This is a genomic window from Nitrosomonas ureae (assembly GCF_001455205.1).
GTDB classification, from domain to species: Bacteria; Pseudomonadota; Gammaproteobacteria; order Burkholderiales; family Nitrosomonadaceae; genus Nitrosomonas; species Nitrosomonas ureae.
Genome location: NZ_CP013341.1, coordinates 1,139,203 through 1,156,118 on the forward strand (window position 1 = coordinate 1,139,203; position 16,916 = coordinate 1,156,118).

At 51.4% G+C, this 16,916-nt stretch carries 11 protein-coding genes; 6 read left to right on the forward strand and 5 right to left on the reverse strand.

Features of this window, described 5'->3' with window-relative positions; all coding sequences use genetic code 11:
* Window positions 1-318: 318 nt before the first annotated feature.
* The 6 genes from ATY38_RS05305 to ATY38_RS05330 all read left to right on the forward strand — a co-directional run bounded on the left by ATY38_RS05305 (window position 319) and on the right by ATY38_RS05330 (window position 9,442).
* Window positions 319-1,920 (forward strand): tetratricopeptide repeat protein, encoded by a 1,602-nt coding sequence (locus tag ATY38_RS05305; RefSeq protein WP_062558391.1) that lies wholly within the window; start codon window positions 319-321, stop codon window positions 1,918-1,920.
* Between the two features lie 56 nt (window positions 1,921-1,976).
* The gene (locus ATY38_RS05310) at window positions 1,977-2,357 is read left to right on the forward strand and encodes a hypothetical protein (protein ID WP_235590396.1); all 381 of its coding nucleotides are present in this window, start codon (window positions 1,977-1,979) and stop codon (window positions 2,355-2,357) included.
* A 208-nt stretch (window positions 2,358-2,565) separates the two neighbouring features.
* Window positions 2,566-3,912, forward strand: coding sequence for a TolC family protein (locus tag ATY38_RS05315; protein WP_062560106.1), 1,347 nt, complete (start codon window positions 2,566-2,568; stop codon window positions 3,910-3,912).
* Window positions 3,913-3,932: 20 nt separating this feature from the next.
* Entirely contained in the window at window positions 3,933-5,507 is a 1,575-nt protein-coding gene (locus ATY38_RS05320; RefSeq protein ID WP_062558392.1) for an efflux RND transporter periplasmic adaptor subunit, read from the forward strand.
* Between the two features lie 11 nt (window positions 5,508-5,518).
* Entirely contained in the window at window positions 5,519-8,656 is a 3,138-nt protein-coding gene (locus tag ATY38_RS05325; protein ID WP_062558393.1) for an efflux RND transporter permease subunit, read from the forward strand.
* A 111-nt stretch (window positions 8,657-8,767) separates the two neighbouring features.
* On the forward strand, window positions 8,768-9,442 hold the full coding sequence (locus ATY38_RS05330; RefSeq protein WP_062558394.1) for a hypothetical protein: 675 nt from the start codon (window positions 8,768-8,770) through the stop codon (window positions 9,440-9,442).
* A gap of 54 nt (window positions 9,443-9,496) precedes the next feature.
* Here ATY38_RS05330 and ATY38_RS05335 read toward each other — a convergent pair whose 3' ends face one another.
* The 5 genes from ATY38_RS05335 to hsdR are packed head-to-tail and all read right to left on the reverse strand — an operon-like array spanning window position 9,497 to window position 16,751.
* Complete coding sequence (locus ATY38_RS05335) at window positions 9,497-10,357, reverse strand: hypothetical protein (RefSeq protein WP_062558395.1); 861 nt, start codon at window positions 10,355-10,357, stop codon at window positions 9,497-9,499.
* An 8-nt stretch (window positions 10,358-10,365) separates the two neighbouring features.
* Window positions 10,366-12,414 (reverse strand): restriction endonuclease subunit S, encoded by a 2,049-nt coding sequence (locus ATY38_RS05340; RefSeq protein WP_062558396.1) that lies wholly within the window; start codon window positions 12,412-12,414, stop codon window positions 10,366-10,368.
* Complete coding sequence (locus ATY38_RS05345; protein WP_062558397.1) at window positions 12,411-12,818, reverse strand: endonuclease domain-containing protein; 408 nt, start codon at window positions 12,816-12,818, stop codon at window positions 12,411-12,413. Before ATY38_RS05345 ends, ATY38_RS05340 begins: the two co-directional genes overlap by 4 nt.
* 5 nt (window positions 12,819-12,823) lie before the next feature.
* Window positions 12,824-14,359 (reverse strand): type I restriction-modification system subunit M, encoded by a 1,536-nt coding sequence (locus ATY38_RS05350; RefSeq protein WP_062558398.1) that lies wholly within the window; start codon window positions 14,357-14,359, stop codon window positions 12,824-12,826.
* Between the two features lie 28 nt (window positions 14,360-14,387).
* Window positions 14,388-16,751, reverse strand: coding sequence for an EcoAI/FtnUII family type I restriction enzme subunit R (gene hsdR, locus ATY38_RS05355; RefSeq protein ID WP_062558399.1), 2,364 nt, complete (start codon window positions 16,749-16,751; stop codon window positions 14,388-14,390).
* Window positions 16,752-16,916 lie beyond the last annotated feature (165 nt).

Genomic DNA, 16,916 nt, shown 5'->3' on the forward strand with positions numbered 1-16,916 from the left:
CATATATTCTCAATTATCATCCCTATTTTCAGCGGTTTCACTCCGGTGAACCTGCCTTCCTTACGATAACCCGGTTAAAGGCGAGTTGATGCGGTAAATCAAAAAATCTGACCGGATCTTTTAAAACCGTTTCCCGCTTTAGATCTACATCGGCATTGATGTAAACACGCGCATTTGCCAGACAAGGTCGCGAATCAATTCCAGGGCGCGGTACCCAACTTCCAGCGGAACAAGCGCCGACGTATTGTCTCAAACTGCCATTGACGGAATAACAGTGAACCAACTACATTGAGATATCAAAAAATTTTGAGGTGTTACATGAAAACATTCATAACGATGGTCGCCATCGCAGCCTTTTTGTTTGCCGGTCCGCTGCAGGCGGATCGGAATCACCATCATTCGGGCACTTTCGATCAGGAAAATCTGGGCAAGGTAAGCTTCCCGGTTTCTTGCACAGCGATGGCGCAAACGCAATTTAATCAGGCTGTGGCAATGTTGCATTCGTTCTGGTATGACGAGGCGGAAAAGGCATTTCGTCAAGTGACGGTGGCCGATCCGGATTGCGTCATGGGTTATTGGGGTGTTGCGATGAGTCTTTATCATCAATTATGGGCGACGCCCCCGCTTGCAGAGGAGTTGCGGAAAGGACGCGAGGCATTACGACAGGTAAGCAAGCAAGCCATCAAAACAAAAAGGGAAGCGGCCTATCTTGAGGCTGCTGAATTCTTGTATCAGGATGATGAGGAAGTGGATTACGGCGCCCGGAAGTTGGCATACCAAAGTGCGATGGAGCGGATTATGATGCAAAATCCCGATGATCTCGAAGCGATGGTGTTTTATGCGCTGGCTTTGATTTCCACAGCTTCTCCCAGTGACAAAACCTTTGTCAATCAGAAAGAAGCATTACGTTTGCTGCAAAAGGTGCTGAAACATCAACCGGATCATCCGGGGGTAACGCATTACGTCATTCATAGTAGCGATTATCCCGAGCTGGCCGAGCTTGGATTGAATGCCGCGCGGACATACGCGCGTATTGCACCGGCAGTGCCGCATGCGCTTCATATGCCATCGCATATTTTCATTCGGCTGGGATATTGGCAGGATGCGGTGCAATCCAATCTGGCGGCCGGTCATGCAGTAAAGGCGCATGCACACGAAAACGCATTGACTGAAACCTGGGATCAGCAGCTCCATTTCATGGATTACACGATGTACGCTTATTTGCAAATGGGTGAAACCGAAAAAGCCCGGAAAATTCTGCAACAGCTGCAATCGATTAAGAAAGTGCGGCCGGAAAATACCACGACCGCATATGCCTACGCGGCAATTCCGGCGCGCTATGCGATCGAACGCGCCCAATGGGATGAGGCTGCCGGACTTGACGTCAATCCAAGTGATTTTCCGTGGCAACAATTTGGCTGGTGCGAAGCCATCACGCACTTTGCCCGTGGTTTGGGGGCGGCGAGAGTTGGAAAAATGACGGCTGCCCAGAACAGTCTGCAACGCCTGGAAACGTTACGTGATACCGACAGAGCCGCCAATAAAGACTATACCGCGGATCAAATCGAAATCCAGCGTTTGGCGGTTGCAGCTTGGGTGGCGCACGGGAAAGGCCAACCGGAGGATGCTGTTCAGCTTATGCGAGCTGCGGCTGAATTGGAAGACTCGACGGAAAAAGACAATGTTACACCGGGAGCCATCATTCCTGCCCGGGAGTTGTTGGGGGAATTGCTGCTAGAACTGAAACGCCCCGATGAAGCGTTACAGGAACTAGAAGCTTCATTGATACGTACACCCAATCGCCGTAATGGCATTTATCGTGCCGCACAGGCAGCCAGGCTAGCTGGGGATGGGTCGAAAGCCGAGCGGTATGAGCGGCAGTATCAGCAATTGACAGTATCCAGTCAGCCGGGCGGATGAATCGAAGACTGTGCGGATTTTATTTGTCAAATCCGGAAAATGTTTATAATAAAAAAATGAGAGCGTATAACTGTACATGGCTATTGGTTTTCTTTATGCTGTGGTTGCCCCTGCAAGGCGTCGCAGCGGCTGTTTTGTCCGTATGCGCGCAAGAGAAAAATTTTCACAGTCCTGTTGACCAGTCGGCGATTGCCATCGACAAGCATCATCATGACGGCTGTCATAAGCAAGCGACCGATGACACGGCAAACCATGTGTTATCCAGCCTGCCCTGCGATGATACGTCATGCAATGCTTATAGCAGTACGCCGATATTATCTGGCTACATAGTGCCACTGCTTCTCAAAATCACTTCTATTGTTATTTCATCGAATTCCGGATTCACATCGTTTGTTCCGGAGCAGCCGCAGCATCCCCCCCTCTCTGCCCCCCTATAATTTTGCCGGTGGCTTAGGCAAAACAGCGATTCTTCGCAAAGATTCCGCGCGGCGGCTTGTCTAGCGCAGAAAGTGCAAGATCGCAAAATCCTTGGTATCCACTCATTCTCATTAGAGCGGACGAGATCACCTGTCGGGAGGCTAGCATGCTCATTTTATTCATTATTAGAACGTATTGGAAACAACAAAATTTCATTCGGAGGTTGCGGTGAATCGCGCTGGCATAGTTGCCATTGCATGGGTTGCGACTACGATCACAGCTCATGTACAGGCACAGGGGGAAGCCAGCAAAACCGGATCCCTCGTGTTCACGCACTCGGCTGCTACACATGAGTTCTCAACCGTATCGCAATTGGGCAATACCCCATTATTGCCTGGGTTGATCAGAGAAGCGCTGGAAAACAATCCTGAAATCCAAGCGGCACAACAGGAGCGCATAGCGGCACAACAAAGAATTGCGCCGGCCGAGGCGCTGGATGATCCCATGCTCGAAGCGGGTGTGATTAATGCGCCGCTGGCGTCATCCCCCTTTAACCGTGAAGATATGACGATGAAAATGATCGGTCTGTCTCAGCGCTTGCCTTTTCCTGGCAAACGCGGTTTACGCAAGGAAGTTGCCAGCAAGGATGCACAAGCGATTGAATATGGTTATCAGGAAACAGTTAACCGGGTGATTCATAACCTGAAGACGGCTTATTTTGATCTGGGTCTTACGCGCGAGATATTTCAGTTGGTTGAGAAAAACCGGCAGACACTGGAATATTTCTTGCGCATTGCTGAAGAACGTTATCAAGTAGGGCAAGGCAGCCAGGCGGATGTGCTGAAGGCGCAGACACAGGTTTCAAGAATGCTGGACAGATTGCTGGAGCTGGAACGCGAGCAGCCTGTGTTTGAGGCGGAACTGATGCGCGCATTGGGACGCAGCACTCAAACCGAGGTTCTGGTCCCGGTGTTACTGCACATTCAGGAAACTCCCTTGAGTATGGAGATGCTGCAACAGGAGGCCATGCTACAGCGTCCGCAACTGTTGGCATTGCAAAGTCTGATTGCGCGCAATGAAAAATCCGTTGATTTGGCACGCCGCGCCTCCTATCCGGACTTCGATGTGCGTTTATCGTATGGCCAGCGTGACAACATGCTGGACGGTACTCGGCGCGATGACATGGTCAGTATGACGGTAGCGGTCAATCTGCCGGTATGGCGTGGCAGTAAGATCGAGCCGCGCATCTTGGAATCGCAAGCGCTGCGCGACCAGGCAGCCAGTTTGTATCAGGCACAACGTAACGAGGTGACAGCAAGGCTGCGGCAGCAAATTGCCGTGGCCGAACAAAGCCTGAAATCAATCAAACTTTATCAAACCACCATTCTGCCGCAAGCGCGATTGACGGTTGAATCCGCATTAGCCGCATATCAGGTGGGCCGGGTTGATTTTCTGACTCTACTGGATAATCAAATGACGGTATTTGATTTTGAGACCAATCGCATCACCGCAATCGCCAATTACAACAAGGCGCTGGCGGAGATTGATTGGCTGGTGGGCAAACATGTGCACTGATAATCATCCGGGAGCTTTCCATGTCATCCATGATTAAATCGGCTTTGGCCGGAATCGCGTTGCTAGTCACGCTGGCCGCAGGCTACTGGTGGGGTTATACGCAATCGCAAACAGCCGTAACAACGACAGCAACAGCAATAACCCACGCAGAACGCAAGATCCTGTATTACCGTAACCCAATGGGATTGCCAGATACTTCTCCGGTGCCTAAAAAAGACCCGATGGGAATGGATTATCTGCCGGTTTACGACGGTGATGAAGCGCCCTCGGATCAGCGCATTGTGGCCATCAGCACCGAAAAAGTGCAAAAACTCGGCGTGCGTACCGAAACGGCGGAATTACGTGAACTGATACGTACCGTGCGCGCCGTGGCAACAGTGCAAACGGATGAACGCAAGCAATACACGGTAGTGACCAAGTTTGAAGGATGGATACAACGGTTGTACGTAAACACCACGGGACAGGCGGTCAGAAAAGGGGATGCGCTGATGGATGTCTACAGCCCTGATTTGATCGCCGCACAACAGGAATATCTGATCGCTGCGCGCGGTTTGCAATCCGTTGTCGATGGCGATCCGGATGTGCGCGCCGCGATGCAACGGCTGGTTACCAGCGCATTACAAAAGCTGCGCAACTGGGATGTCGCGGAAAGTGAAGTGCGGCATTTGCAGCAGACCGGTGAAGTTCGTCAGTACCTGACGCTGCGTTCTAAAGCTGATGGCGTGGTGCTGGAAAAGAAAGTCATTGAAGGGCAACGTTTCATGCCAGGAGAAGTGCTGTATCAAATTGCCGATTTGTCGAGTGTGTGGATACTGGCCGATGTATTCGAACAGGATCTGGGCATGATTCATTCCGGCCAACCGGTAACTCTGCGCGTGGATGCGTATCCGGACAAAATTTTCAACGGTGAAGTGGCTTTTATTAATCCGGTGGTGACACCGGAGACGCGCACCGCCATCGTACGCATCGTGCTGGCCAATCCCGATGGCCTATTGAAGCCCGCCATGTATGCACGTGCCGAATTTGCATCGTTTCACCGCAAGGATAAAGTGTTGACCGTACCGGATTCAGCAGTGCTGGATACCGGAACCCGGCGCGTTGTCCTGGTGGATCTGGGGACGGGACGCTATGAGCCGCGCACGGTCAAGCTGGGCATGCATGCCGATGGCTATGCCGAGGTGCTGGGTGGGCTTCGAGCCGGTGAGGCCGTAGTGGTCAAGGCCAATTTCCTGATTGATGCGGAAAGCAATTTTAAAAGTGCGCTCAACAGTTTTGGCCACACGACGTACTACCCGGTATCCGGCGAGCAGGAAATCGCACCCAGCTCGGCGGTATTATCCGCTTCCCCAGTGCAATATCGCGGTGAAGGTAGCATAGAGGCGATCGATTTTGCTCATGCGACGGTCACCCTTGCACATGGTCCGATAGCCAGCCTGAAGTGGCCAGCCATGGTGATGGATTTTCGCGTTCAAGAACCGCTGTTACTGCAAGCATTCAAACCGGGTCAGAAAGTCATTTTTGAAATCGCCGAAGAATCGGCGGGCGAGTTTGTCATTGTGCGCATTCAACCCGCAGATACGTTTCACGATCACTAGGAGATATTGACATGCTCAAACATGTGATTGAATGGTCGATCCGCAATGTTTTCCTGGTATTGCTGAGCACCGTATTTATCGTCGGCTGGGGTATTTACGCGCTATGGAGGATGCCGGTTGATGCGATTCCCGATTTGTCCGATGTGCAAGTCATCATTTATACCGAATATCCCGGCCAGGCGCCGCAAGTGGTCGAAGATCAGGTCACCTACCCGCTCACCACCGCCATGCTGGCGGTGCCGCGGGCAAAAGTGGTGCGCGGCCAATCGGCGTTCGGGGTTTCGTTCATTTATGTCATTTTTGAAGATGGCACTGATATTTACTGGGCGCGGTCGCGCGTACTGGAGTACTTGAGTTTTGCGGCCAATCAACTGCCGCAGGATGTGCGGCCTGCGCTGGGCCCGGATGCTACCGGCGTCGGCTGGATTTATCAGTATGTCGTAACCGCCAAAGACCGCACCCTCGATGAATTGCGCACCATTCAGGACTGGTTCCTGCGCTATCAACTTACCACCACGCACGGCATATCCGAAATTGCCAGTGTGGGCGGCTTCGTCAAAACCTATCAGGTCACTGTTGACCCGCGCCGCCTGCAAGCGTATGACATTCCATTGAAACGCATCACCGAAGTGATCGCCGCCAGCAATCGCGATGTCGGCGGGCGTGTGATCGAACTGGCGGAAACCGAGTATATGGTGCGTGGCCGGGGTTATCTGAAAAGCATCAGCGATCTGGAGAATCTGGTGGTGCGAGCGCATATCGGCATGCCCGTGTTGCTGCGGGATATTGCCCGCGTGGAACTGGTGCCCGGCGAACGTCGTGGGATTATCGAGCTGAACGGCGAGGGGGAGGCGGTTTCCGGCATTGCGGTGGCGCGCTATGGCGAGAATGCGCTGGATGTCATCCATAATCTCGAAGCAAAAATTGACCAGATCAAATCCGGGCTGTCACAGGATGTTTCGGTCGAGTCGGTGTATAACCGTTCCGAGCTGATTCACCGCGCCATTGCGACGCTGAGAGAAGTGTTCATCGAGCAGATCATCATCGTGGCATTGGTTTGCGCGGTATTTCTGATGCACGTGCGCAGCGCGCTGGTGGCGATCATCATGCTGCCGATCGGCGTGCTGATCGCCTTCATCGCCATGGCGCAGCTCGGCATTAACTCCAACATCATGAGCCTGGCCGGTATTGCATTGGCGATTGCGGAAATGACTGATGCCGCCATTGTCATGGTGGAAAATGCGCATAAGCATCTGGCGCGGCTTAAACCGGGAGAATCGCGCACGGATGCGGTAATTGCCGCATGCCAGGAAGTCGGGCCGTCGCTGTTTTTCAGTCTGCTGATCATCACGGTATCGTTTCTGCCGGTATTCGCGCTGGAAGCACAGGAAGGACGCATGTTCCAGCCGCTTGCGTATACCAAAACCTTTGCCATGGCCGGTGCGGCCATCCTGTCGATTACGCTGGTTCCGGTATTGATTCTTTTGTTGATCCGCGGCCGCATTCCGCGCGAGCAAGATAATCCGCTAGGCCGCCTGATGATTCGCTGCTATCAACCGATAGTCGCGGGCGTGATGCAGTGGAAAAAATCCATCCTGATGATTGCGTTGGGCGTGCTGGCTGTGACGCTTTATCCGGCCATGCGGCTGGGCACCGAATTCATGCCGACATTAAACGAAGGCACACTGCTGTATATGCCCGTCACGTTGCCGGGCATTTCGGTGACCAAGGCGGCGGAAACCATGCAGACACAAAACAAAATCATCATGAGCTTTCCGGAAGTGGCCTCGGTGTTCGGCAAAGCGGGACGCGCCGATACCGCCACCGATCCGGCGCCGCTGGAAATGACTGAGACCATCATCAATCTGAAGCCGGAGCATGAATGGCGCCCCGGCATGACCATCGATACGTTGATTGCCGAACTCGATCAGGCGTTGCAAATTCCCGGTATCGCGAACGCCTGGACCATGCCGATCAAGAACCGCATCGACATGCTTGCCACCGGTATCCGCACGCCGGTCGGCATCAAGGTGTTCGGCAACAATCTGACCGAGATCGAAACCATCGCCCGGCAAATCGAGGCAGTGGTAAAAACCGTACCCGGCACCACCAGCGCGTATGCTGAGCGCATCACCGGCGGCTATTATCTGGATATAGAGCCGGATCGGCTGGCATTGGCACGCTATGGCCTGGCAGTGGGTGATCTGCTCGAAGTCATTTCGGTGGCGTTGGGCGGGGAAGTGATCACTACCACAGTGGAAGGCCGCGAGCGTTTTGATGTGGCTATCCGCTATCCGCGCGAACTGCGCAGCGACCCGCAGGCCATCGCCACGCAAGTGCTGGTGCCTGCGCTGGGCGGCACCATGATTCCACTGGGTCAATTAGCGCAAGTCAAGCTGATGCAAGGGCCGCCGAGTATCCGTACCGAAAATGCCCTACTGTCGGCCTATATCTTCATCGACATGCGCGACCGCGACATCGGCGGTTACATCGCCGACGCGCAGCAAGCCGTGCAAGCGCAGGTGCAATTCCCGCCCGGATACTATGCAACCTGGAGCGGACAATTCGAGTACATGCAACGCGCTACCGAAAAACTGAAAATCGTGATTCCGTTGACTGTTTTGATGGTGTTCCTGCTGGTGTACCTGAATTTCGGCCGCCTGACCGAAACGCTGATCGTGATGCTGTCGATACCATTTTCTGTGGTCGGCGGCATTTGGTTGATGTACTGGCTTGATTACAACCTGAGCATTGCCGCGGTGGTCGGATTCATCGGCCTGATCGGCATCGCCGCAGAATCCGGTATGGTGATGCTGACCTTCATCGATCAATCGCTCGCCACCATCGCCCGGCAACGTAAAGCGATGGCCGAGCAGGTCAGCTTAACCGATTTGTACGACGCCGTGGTGCAAGGCGCGGTTTACCGTATCCGCCCGGTGATGATGACCATCGCCGGCAGCGTCATCGGCCTGCTGCCGGTCATGCTCAGCACCGGTACCGGCTCCGAAATCATGCGCCGCATCGCCGCCCCGATGGTCGGCGGCATGGTTTCCGCGACGATTCTGACACTGATTATTTTTCCGGCAGTGTATGCTTGGGTGAAGGAGATTCCGCTGCGGCGTGAGGCGAAAGCGAGAATATCAGTGTAGGTTACAATTTCAGACTAATTCGAGGAATCTCTAACTAACTGTCATCTCGACCGGAGAGATCAATGAAGTTGATGGTAAAAAATTTCTTATTTACCAGATACGCCGAATACCATGCTGATCGAACAAGTTTTCATTGCTGATGAGCGGTATGTTCGGTTGTGGCTCAGTTTGAAATTTCCTGAACTATTATTTGTTTTTTTAAGATCCACAGAAGTGGATATTTATTCGTGTAAAATAAATCTTCTTTTATATCTGGAGAAGATGATGAATAAATTTGCATTATCAATAGTTTGTGCTCTATCCCTGGTTGTTTCAGGAATACAGTCGGTATTCGCTGAAAATGTTGCTACCGTAGGTGATACGGTCTTTATTCTTGACAATCCAGCGTCCGGTTCTCCTCAATTAATCGCCAGCGTTCTTAATGCTGACAGCACCACCACTCCTAATCTCTGTTTCAGCGGTCAGTCTTCTCTGGATTTGGGGCTCGGAGAAGGTATTTCAGCCACCGATATAACAGTCAACAACGGCACCGCGATTATTACTACGACCAGCACAGACGTTCCTGGTGGTGTTATTTTCAGGGATATTTCAAGTTGTATAGCAGCTAATTCGATATGTATGGCTACAGTCAATGGTAGTCTATTGACCATACCTTGCGTTCAATATAACAATCAGGTGCTTACTGTCGTACTTGAACAACGCGGCAATTCAATGAATTGGGAATTAACTTCCTCACCCATTTTAAATGATACTTTTGCAGGATCTAAAGCAAATAAGGGAAATTAGAATTATTGTTAGCAGTGGTTCAGAAAATTTCACACTGAACCACTCGCGTAATACTCAGTTGCCATCCTTCATGAGCGGACTCACTTCGGCAAACCAACTGCAATCACGATAAGGCTTATTCTGTAGCATTTTTTTATAACGCTCCGGCAAATCGCGCGCAATGGTCTGGAATTCCTGCTTATCCTGTTCCGTGAGAATGGTCGGACCGATAAACGGGGTTGGGTTGCGGCGTAGGTTCATGTTAAGAATAGACCGATGCGGCAAATCAAAAAATCGGATCATATCTTTTAACACCGCTTCCCGCTTCAGATCCACATCAACATCAATAAAAAACACCCGGTCTTGCCAGTGATTATCGCGAATCAATTGCATGGCGCGGTATTCAATTTCCAGCCATTGCAACAGGTAAAACTGCAAGCGACTGAACGATGGCGGATAGTTCCGGAACACCTCCTCCTGCCCGGTCAATGCCCAGCGGAACAAGCGTTCGCCGGTATCGTCCGTATAATCGACAAACGGAACACGCAGCTGGCGTATCATCCGCTCGCGCACATATTCGCTTTTCGCCACCCGCAGCGGATGGCGCACCAGATGGATAAACCCCGGATTGTTCAGCAGCGTGCCGACATGGCGGTTAAATGCCTTCAGGAAAGCATGATTGGATTCAAAATAAAAAGGCTGCTTGCGGCTGGCGATAAAACGGCATTTGCGCTCCAGCACCGGCAGTAACGCTTGGTCGTTATGTTGTGTATTCCATGCGATGGGCTTGCCGAACAACGTGGGATTGCCAAACGTGAAATAAGGCTCGTGTGTGCTGTAACACTGCGTGATGTTTTTGGCGAAAAAATCAGCAAGATAACTGGTGCCGGATCGGCCGCTGGCAAGGGTGAATAGTACAAGCTGAGTACTGTTCATATATTCTTTCAGGAAGCTATCGCCTGCTCAACCACCACATCCGCCAGCTTTTTCTGCAATTGGCTGGCTTGCGTGATGCCGGATTTGAGTTGATTGCAAAGGATCATCAGTTCGTCGACTTTGGTTACGATGCGGTGTTGTTCGTTAACACTCAGAATTGGGACTATTAACGAACCAATATGGCCTTGATTAACTGTCTTTTGCCCCGCTGTCGTAACGAATAAGTCTTTGATTCGATTGCGAACCAATTGTGAAGCACCAATTAATACAAGAAACTTAGGATTAAAGATACTTTGTGAGATTCTCATGCGAATAAAGTGATCACAATAAATACCATCAAAGTGTTCTTCACAAACAACAAACCCGCCAACCAGATCAGCGCTTCCATTCACGCGGATAATTAAAATATCACCTGGAATTAAACTATATTTTTCAATCATGTTTTGTGATATCAAAAGCTCTCGGGGTTCTTCGAGTGAAATTTGCCGATTCTTAATATCAGCTAAACGCAATACGATTACTCTGCACCCATCAGAATCGCCACGACTTGAAACTCCATTCTGAAATTCCAGCATTAAATCTTCCAGCCTTACCCATTCCCACCCCTGCGGCAATTCAAACGGCTTTTCCTCCTTGGAAATTTCCTGTTGAATCCCCCCCGGCCCCCCTTTTTCAAAGGGGGGGGTAGGATTAGGGATGGAATTAGAAAGAGGGGGGTTAGAAAGGGAAGTCGTAGTGTGATTGATTGATGTTGCTGCAACTGAACCTGTTTCCCCCCTTGGTAAAAGGGGGGTTAGGGGGGATTTGCTTTTCTTGATCTTCCCCTCAGCCATCAACTTGGCTTTTTCCGCCTGTATGCGCTTCAACAATTCAATGGCCGGTTCATCGTTCGGGTCTTGCGGCACGAGTTTGCCCATCACTGCCAGTTGCAACAGTGTTTGTTTGAGTGCGTCGATACTGGCTTCGGTGGTAAACAACGACTCAAAATGCGCAGCGATGCGCTGCCAATTGGCGCTGAAGTCATCCGCGCTTTGCGATTGGGTCAGTGTGCCGAGCAGGTGGTTCACCAGTTTTTCGTGAGCTTCGGCGGCATTGATGTGTTGCGTTTCCAGTTGATCGCACAGCGCTATCAGTTCATCGACTTTGGCGACGATGCGGTGTTGTTCGGGAAGGGGCGGGAGTGGAAAAATTAAGCCCTTCAAAGCTGTTCCATTCACATTTGGTTGGCCAGTGCCCATAGAACTTATTGCGAGCTGCTTCCAATACAATACCGAACCTAAAAACACCTTTTTATACTTGGAAGATATTGAAGACAAACTACCTATTCTAATGAGATAGGATGCAAACACAGCTTTTTGATCAAGCCCAGTTACCAAATATGATTTACCAATTGTTCCACCAGTCCTTGCAATTACTAAATCGTTATTTTTAAGTTCATAACTTTCGTAATCAGACAACGAGATATTGCACCCTGGTACGGTAGCCCAGTTAACAGTATTATCTTGAATATCTGTTATGCGTAAAAGAAGCACATCTCTTGACTGGTGATTTGCTGAATCGGTATAACCATATTGAACGGCACTCGAAATATTACCAAGCCTCACCCACTCCCACCCTTGCGGCAATTCAAACGGCTTTTCCTCGTCCGTTATCGGCGGCAATGGTTTGTCCTTCTTGATCTTTCCCTCAACCACCAACTTGGCTTTCTCCGCCTGTATCCGCTTCAACAATTCACCAGCCGGTTCATCATTCGGGTTTTGCGGTACCAATTTGCCGCGCACCGCCAGTTCCAGAATCAGTTCGCGCAGTTTTTGGATGCCGTACACGCTGACACTATTGCCGCCACTACGACCTCGGCCTGATTTCTTTTCTGTTTCGGCGGTGGTCCAGATGTCGAGGTGGTGAATCCACTCTGGCTCTTTTGGAATAATCCCCCCTAGCCCCCCTTTTTCAAAGGGGGGGATGGTGATTGTGGGTGTTGTGGAGAGTGTTTTTGAAGTGGGTGCTTCAACGTTTTGTTTTTTATCAGAAGCAATCCCCGGAGTTTCAGCGCTCATATTCCACTCCCCTTTGAAAAAGGGGGGCTAGGGGGGATTCCAAGAGGGATTCCCTTCTCCACCGCATCAAAAACCACCCGCATTACCGCATCCAGTTCTTGCATAACCTGTCGGTTGTCAAAGCGCAACACCCGTAAACCCAGTGATTCCAATATCCGGTCTCGTTCCGCGTCGCTGGCCTGGTGATCCGGTTCAAAATGCTGCGAGCCGTCCAGTTCGATGACGAGATTAGCCGCGGCGCAATAGAAATCGACGATGTAGTTGGCCAAGGGTTTCTGGCGGTAAAACTGCACGCCTAGAATTTGCTTGCGGCGCAATTTTGACCAGAGCAATTGTTCGGCGTCGGTCAGGTTGCTGCGCAAGGTTCTGGAAAAGGGTTTTAGGGTGGATTTGTAGGGTTGCATAATCCTTAATCTTCCATTTTGAATCCCCCCTGCCCCCCTTTTTCTAAGGGGGGTGGTTGGATGTCTGAGTTGGAAGATTTGGGGGTTAATGCTGCTTCTAATATTTCTTTCAACTGCCCGCGTAGTGCGGCGATGTCCATTTGCATGGCGTGATATTGCGTCATCAGCACATCGGGATCGTGGATTTCCTGTTCGCCGATATGCGGGTTTTTGCAGTCGAGGTTGTAGTTGCGCGCCTGAACGTCCGTCAGATCAATTCTCCAGGCGTATTCATTTTCCACGCGATGTTTGAAACCGCCTTCTTCCTTGCTCCACCACGCTGCTTCGGCGTCGAATTCTTCGATTTTCATCGGTTTGGTTTTGTTGTAACTTTTTACACCAGGCGGGTAAGGATGCTCGTAAAACCAGATATGCCGGGTGGGTGTGCCTTTGGTGAAAAACAGCAGGTTGGTCTTGATGCCGGTATACGGACTGAACACGCCGTTGGGCAGGCGCACGATGGTGTGCAGGTTGCATTCCTGCAGCAGTTTTTCCTTGATGCGCGTTTTGATGCCTTCACCGAACAGGAAGCCGTCGGGCAGAACCAGTGCGGCGCGGCCACCGGGTTTGAGCAGTTGCATGATCAGCACTAAAAACAGATCGGCGGTTTCACGCGTGCGGAACGCGGCCGGGAAATTGGTTTCGATACCGTCTTCCTCCATGCCGCCAAACGGCGGATTGGTGACCACCACATCGACGCGTTCTTTCGGTGTCCAACTGATGAGCGGGCGACTCAGCGAGTTATCGTGGCGGATGTTGATCGGCACGTCGATGCCGTGCAGGATCATGTTGGTGGTGCACAGCAAATGCGGCAACGGTTTTTTTTCGATGCCGAAGATGCTGGCCTGGAGTTGCGCTTCATCATCCACCGTTTTCACATCGTGCTTGCGCATGTGCTCGATGGCACAGGCCAGAAAACCGCCCGTGCCGCAGGCCGGATCCATGATTTTCTCGCCGAGGTGTGGATTGACCCTGCGCACCATAAACTCAGTCACGGCACGGGGAGTATAGAACTCACCGGCATTACCGGCGGCCTGTAAATCGCGCAGCAATTGTTCGTACATGTCGCCGAACAAATGACGTTCCTGCGCTTTGTTGAAATCGACGCCTTCCTGAATTTTGTTGATCACCTGCCGGATCAGCTGGCCGGATTTCATGTAGTTGTAGGCGTCCTCAAACACTGAGCGGATCACATAGGCGCGCTGGTCGCCGCCTTTGGCTTGCAGTTGCTGCAAAGCGGGAAACAAATCGTTATCGAGAAACTGCTTCAGCGCATCGCCGGTCATGCCTTCGGCATCGGCGGCCCAGTTACGCCAGCGGTATTGTTGCGGCAATGGCGATTGGTAGTTGTCTTGCAGCAATTCCCATTCATTTTCGCGGTCGTCAAAAATTTTCAGGAACAGCATCCAAACCAACTGGCTCAGGCGCTGGGCGTCACCGTCGACGCCGACATCCTTGCGCATGATGTCCTGAATTGATTTTATGGTGGAGGAAATGCTCATCGGTTTAATTTATTTCAGGTCGGGTTAATCAGGCGTAAAGATTGTCTTCCAGCTCGTGCAATGCTTTCAAGTAGGCGGTTTTGCCACCAAAGACCGACACCAGTTCGCTGGCTGTGCCCATGTCTTTGAACGGATCGAGTGTCAGCACTTTGATGTCCTCGATGTTTTCAATGCCGGTGTCGGCGTATTTTTCCAGTAGATTTTCCAGCACCAGGCGTGCTTGTTCGCTGTACTTGGTAAAGTAGTTGCGTTTCTTCACATTCTCGGCGCGTTCGCGCCGGGTCAGTGGCGGCTGATCAAAGGCGACATGGCAGATCAGATCGAATGCGTCAAAATCCTTGCCTACTTCGTCAGCCAGCGGTTCGAGCAATATACCGTGTTGTTGCAGTTCCTGCAGAATGGTCGCCTTGCGTTCAGCCTGACTCCAGCGCTGCAGAAATTCGTCCAGCGAAGCATAATCACGCCGCACCGTCTGACGCGTGTAATCCTTCAGCGATTCGGTGATCAGTTTGCCTTCCGGGCCGTAATACTGCACACGTTCGGCGATGACATGCACGGTGACGTCGCCCATGACGTATTTTATCCGCTTGGGGCTGGGCTCTTCAAATCCCCCCTCGGTCCCCCCTTTTTCTAAGGGGGGAAGCGGGTTGCCGTTTTCATCGAGATTAATTCCGGGTTCTTTATCCGGCGGTACGGGGGATTCGTCGCTTCCCGGTTCATAAATCATCACCGGTTCGCCGTCGAAATCCTTGTCTGCGAATAGTTCGGTTGCTTTTTTGAAGTCCATGATGGTGAACCAGAACTTGCCATAATCCTCGTTGATGCGGGTACCGCGCCCGATGATTTGCTTGAATTCGGTCATCGATCTGATGTGCTGATCCAGCACCACCAATTTGCAGGTCTGGGCGTCGACGCCGGTTGTCATCAGCTTGGATGTGGTGGCGATGACCGGGTAGCGTTCTTCCGGATTGATAAAATTATCCAGTTCAGCCTTGCCTTCGATGTCATCGCCGGTAATGCGCATCACGTATTTGCGGTTTTTTTTCACTTCTTCAGGATTGAGATTTACTAACGCCTGGCGCATGCGCTCGGCGTGGTCGATGTCGTCACAAAACACGATGGTTTTGGCGTAAGGATCGGTAGCCGTCAGAAATTCGGTAATTTTACGCGCCACCAGTTCGGTGCGCTGTTCCAACACCAGTGTGCGATCCATGTCGTTCAAGTTGTAGATGCGGTCTTCAATCATTTCGCCATGCTTGTCGGTCTGGCCTTTGCTGGGCCGCCAGCCTTGCAGGTCTTTGTCGATATCGATGCGCACAACTTTGTAGGGTGCCAGGAAACCATCTTCAATACCTTGCTTTAAGGTGTAGCTGTACACCGGATCGCCAAAGTAATGAATGCTGGAAACATCGCGTGTTTCTTTAGGTGTGGCGGTTAAACCGATATGCGTGGCGGAGGAAAAGTAGTCCAAAATCTCGCGCCAGGCGGAATCTTCCGCGGCGCTGCCGCGATGGCACTCGTCAATCACAATCAGGTCGAAAAAATCCGGCGAGAATTGCTTGTAGATGTTTTGTTCTTCTTCGCTGCCGGTCACAGCTTGATAAAGCGACAGGTAAATTTCATAGCTTTTGTCGATCTGGCGTTTGCTGATCTTGGTCATCGCCGCGCCGAATGGTTTGAAATCGTTATTCTTGGTTTGATCGACCAGAATATTGCGGTCGGCCAGAAACAGGATGCGTTTTTTTGCGCCGGATTTCCACAGTCGCCAGATGATCTGAAACGCGGTATAGGTTTTGCCCGTACCGGTGGCCATGACCAGCAAGATGCGTTGCCTGCCTTTCGCTACTGCTTCCACAGTGTTGTTGATGGCATTGGCCTGATAATAGCGCGGAACACGGCCGGTGCCGTCATCAAAGTACGGCATCTCAACGGTATGACGCGCTTGGGTTGTTTCCAATCCTTTCCACTGGCAATACTGCTGCCACAGTTGCGCAGGGGATGGAAATTCATCCAGTGTCAGCGCCTGCTCCATCCGATTGGCCATTCCGGTGCGGTCATGCAGCAGAAAGCCATCGCCATTGGAGCTGAATACAAAAGGTACGCCCAGCGTGTCGGCATAATTTAGCGCTTGCTGCATACCGGCACCTACGCTGCAACTGTTTTCCTTGGCCTCAATCACAGCCAGTGGAATATTGGATTTGTAGTACAGAATATAGTCGGCGCGTTTCTGCTCTCCCCGCGTATGCAATTTGCCGCGCACAATAATGCGGCCTTTGGTGAAACTTACTTCCTCGCGGATCTGGCTGTGCAAATTCCATCCGGCTTGCACCAACGCAGGGGTGATATATTTGGTACAGATATCGCGTTCGGAAAAGCTTTTTTTGTCGCTCATGCTTATGGGATTGTTATTTTATTATCGATCAATGATATTTTATTGATAAGCTGCAAGATCCAGCCATTTAGGGATTAAAGCATACCAGTTTCAAATTGGCTATCACTATGGATTTTCGGTCAGATATTGGTAGCGTGGACAGTGTATGTCGGGAATGGTAGTTGA

Excerpts from the sequence above, each read along its gene's own strand:
- ATY38_RS05335 (WP_062558395.1), bottom strand. The coding sequence starts at position 10,357 with ATGAACAGTACTCAGCTTGTACTATTCACCCTTGCCAGCGGCCGATCC.
- ATY38_RS05345 (WP_062558397.1), bottom strand. The coding sequence starts at position 12,818 with ATGCAACCCTACAAATCCACCCTAAAACCCTTTTCCAGAACCTTGCGC.
- ATY38_RS05350 (WP_062558398.1), bottom strand. The coding sequence starts at position 14,359 with ATGAGCATTTCCTCCACCATAAAATCAATTCAGGACATCATGCGCAAG.
- ATY38_RS05325 (WP_062558393.1), top strand. The coding sequence starts at position 5,519 with ATGCTCAAACATGTGATTGAATGGTCGATCCGCAATGTTTTCCTGGTA.
- ATY38_RS05310 (WP_235590396.1), top strand. The coding sequence starts at position 1,977 with ATGAGAGCGTATAACTGTACATGGCTATTGGTTTTCTTTATGCTGTGG.
- ATY38_RS05305 (WP_062558391.1), top strand. The coding sequence starts at position 319 with ATGAAAACATTCATAACGATGGTCGCCATCGCAGCCTTTTTGTTTGCC.
- ATY38_RS05320 (WP_062558392.1), top strand. The coding sequence starts at position 3,933 with ATGTCATCCATGATTAAATCGGCTTTGGCCGGAATCGCGTTGCTAGTC.
- ATY38_RS05330 (WP_062558394.1), top strand. The coding sequence starts at position 8,768 with ATGCTGATCGAACAAGTTTTCATTGCTGATGAGCGGTATGTTCGGTTG.
- ATY38_RS05340 (WP_062558396.1), bottom strand. The coding sequence starts at position 12,414 with ATGAGCGCTGAAACTCCGGGGATTGCTTCTGATAAAAAACAAAACGTT.
- hsdR (WP_062558399.1), bottom strand. The coding sequence starts at position 16,751 with ATGAGCGACAAAAAAAGCTTTTCCGAACGCGATATCTGTACCAAATAT.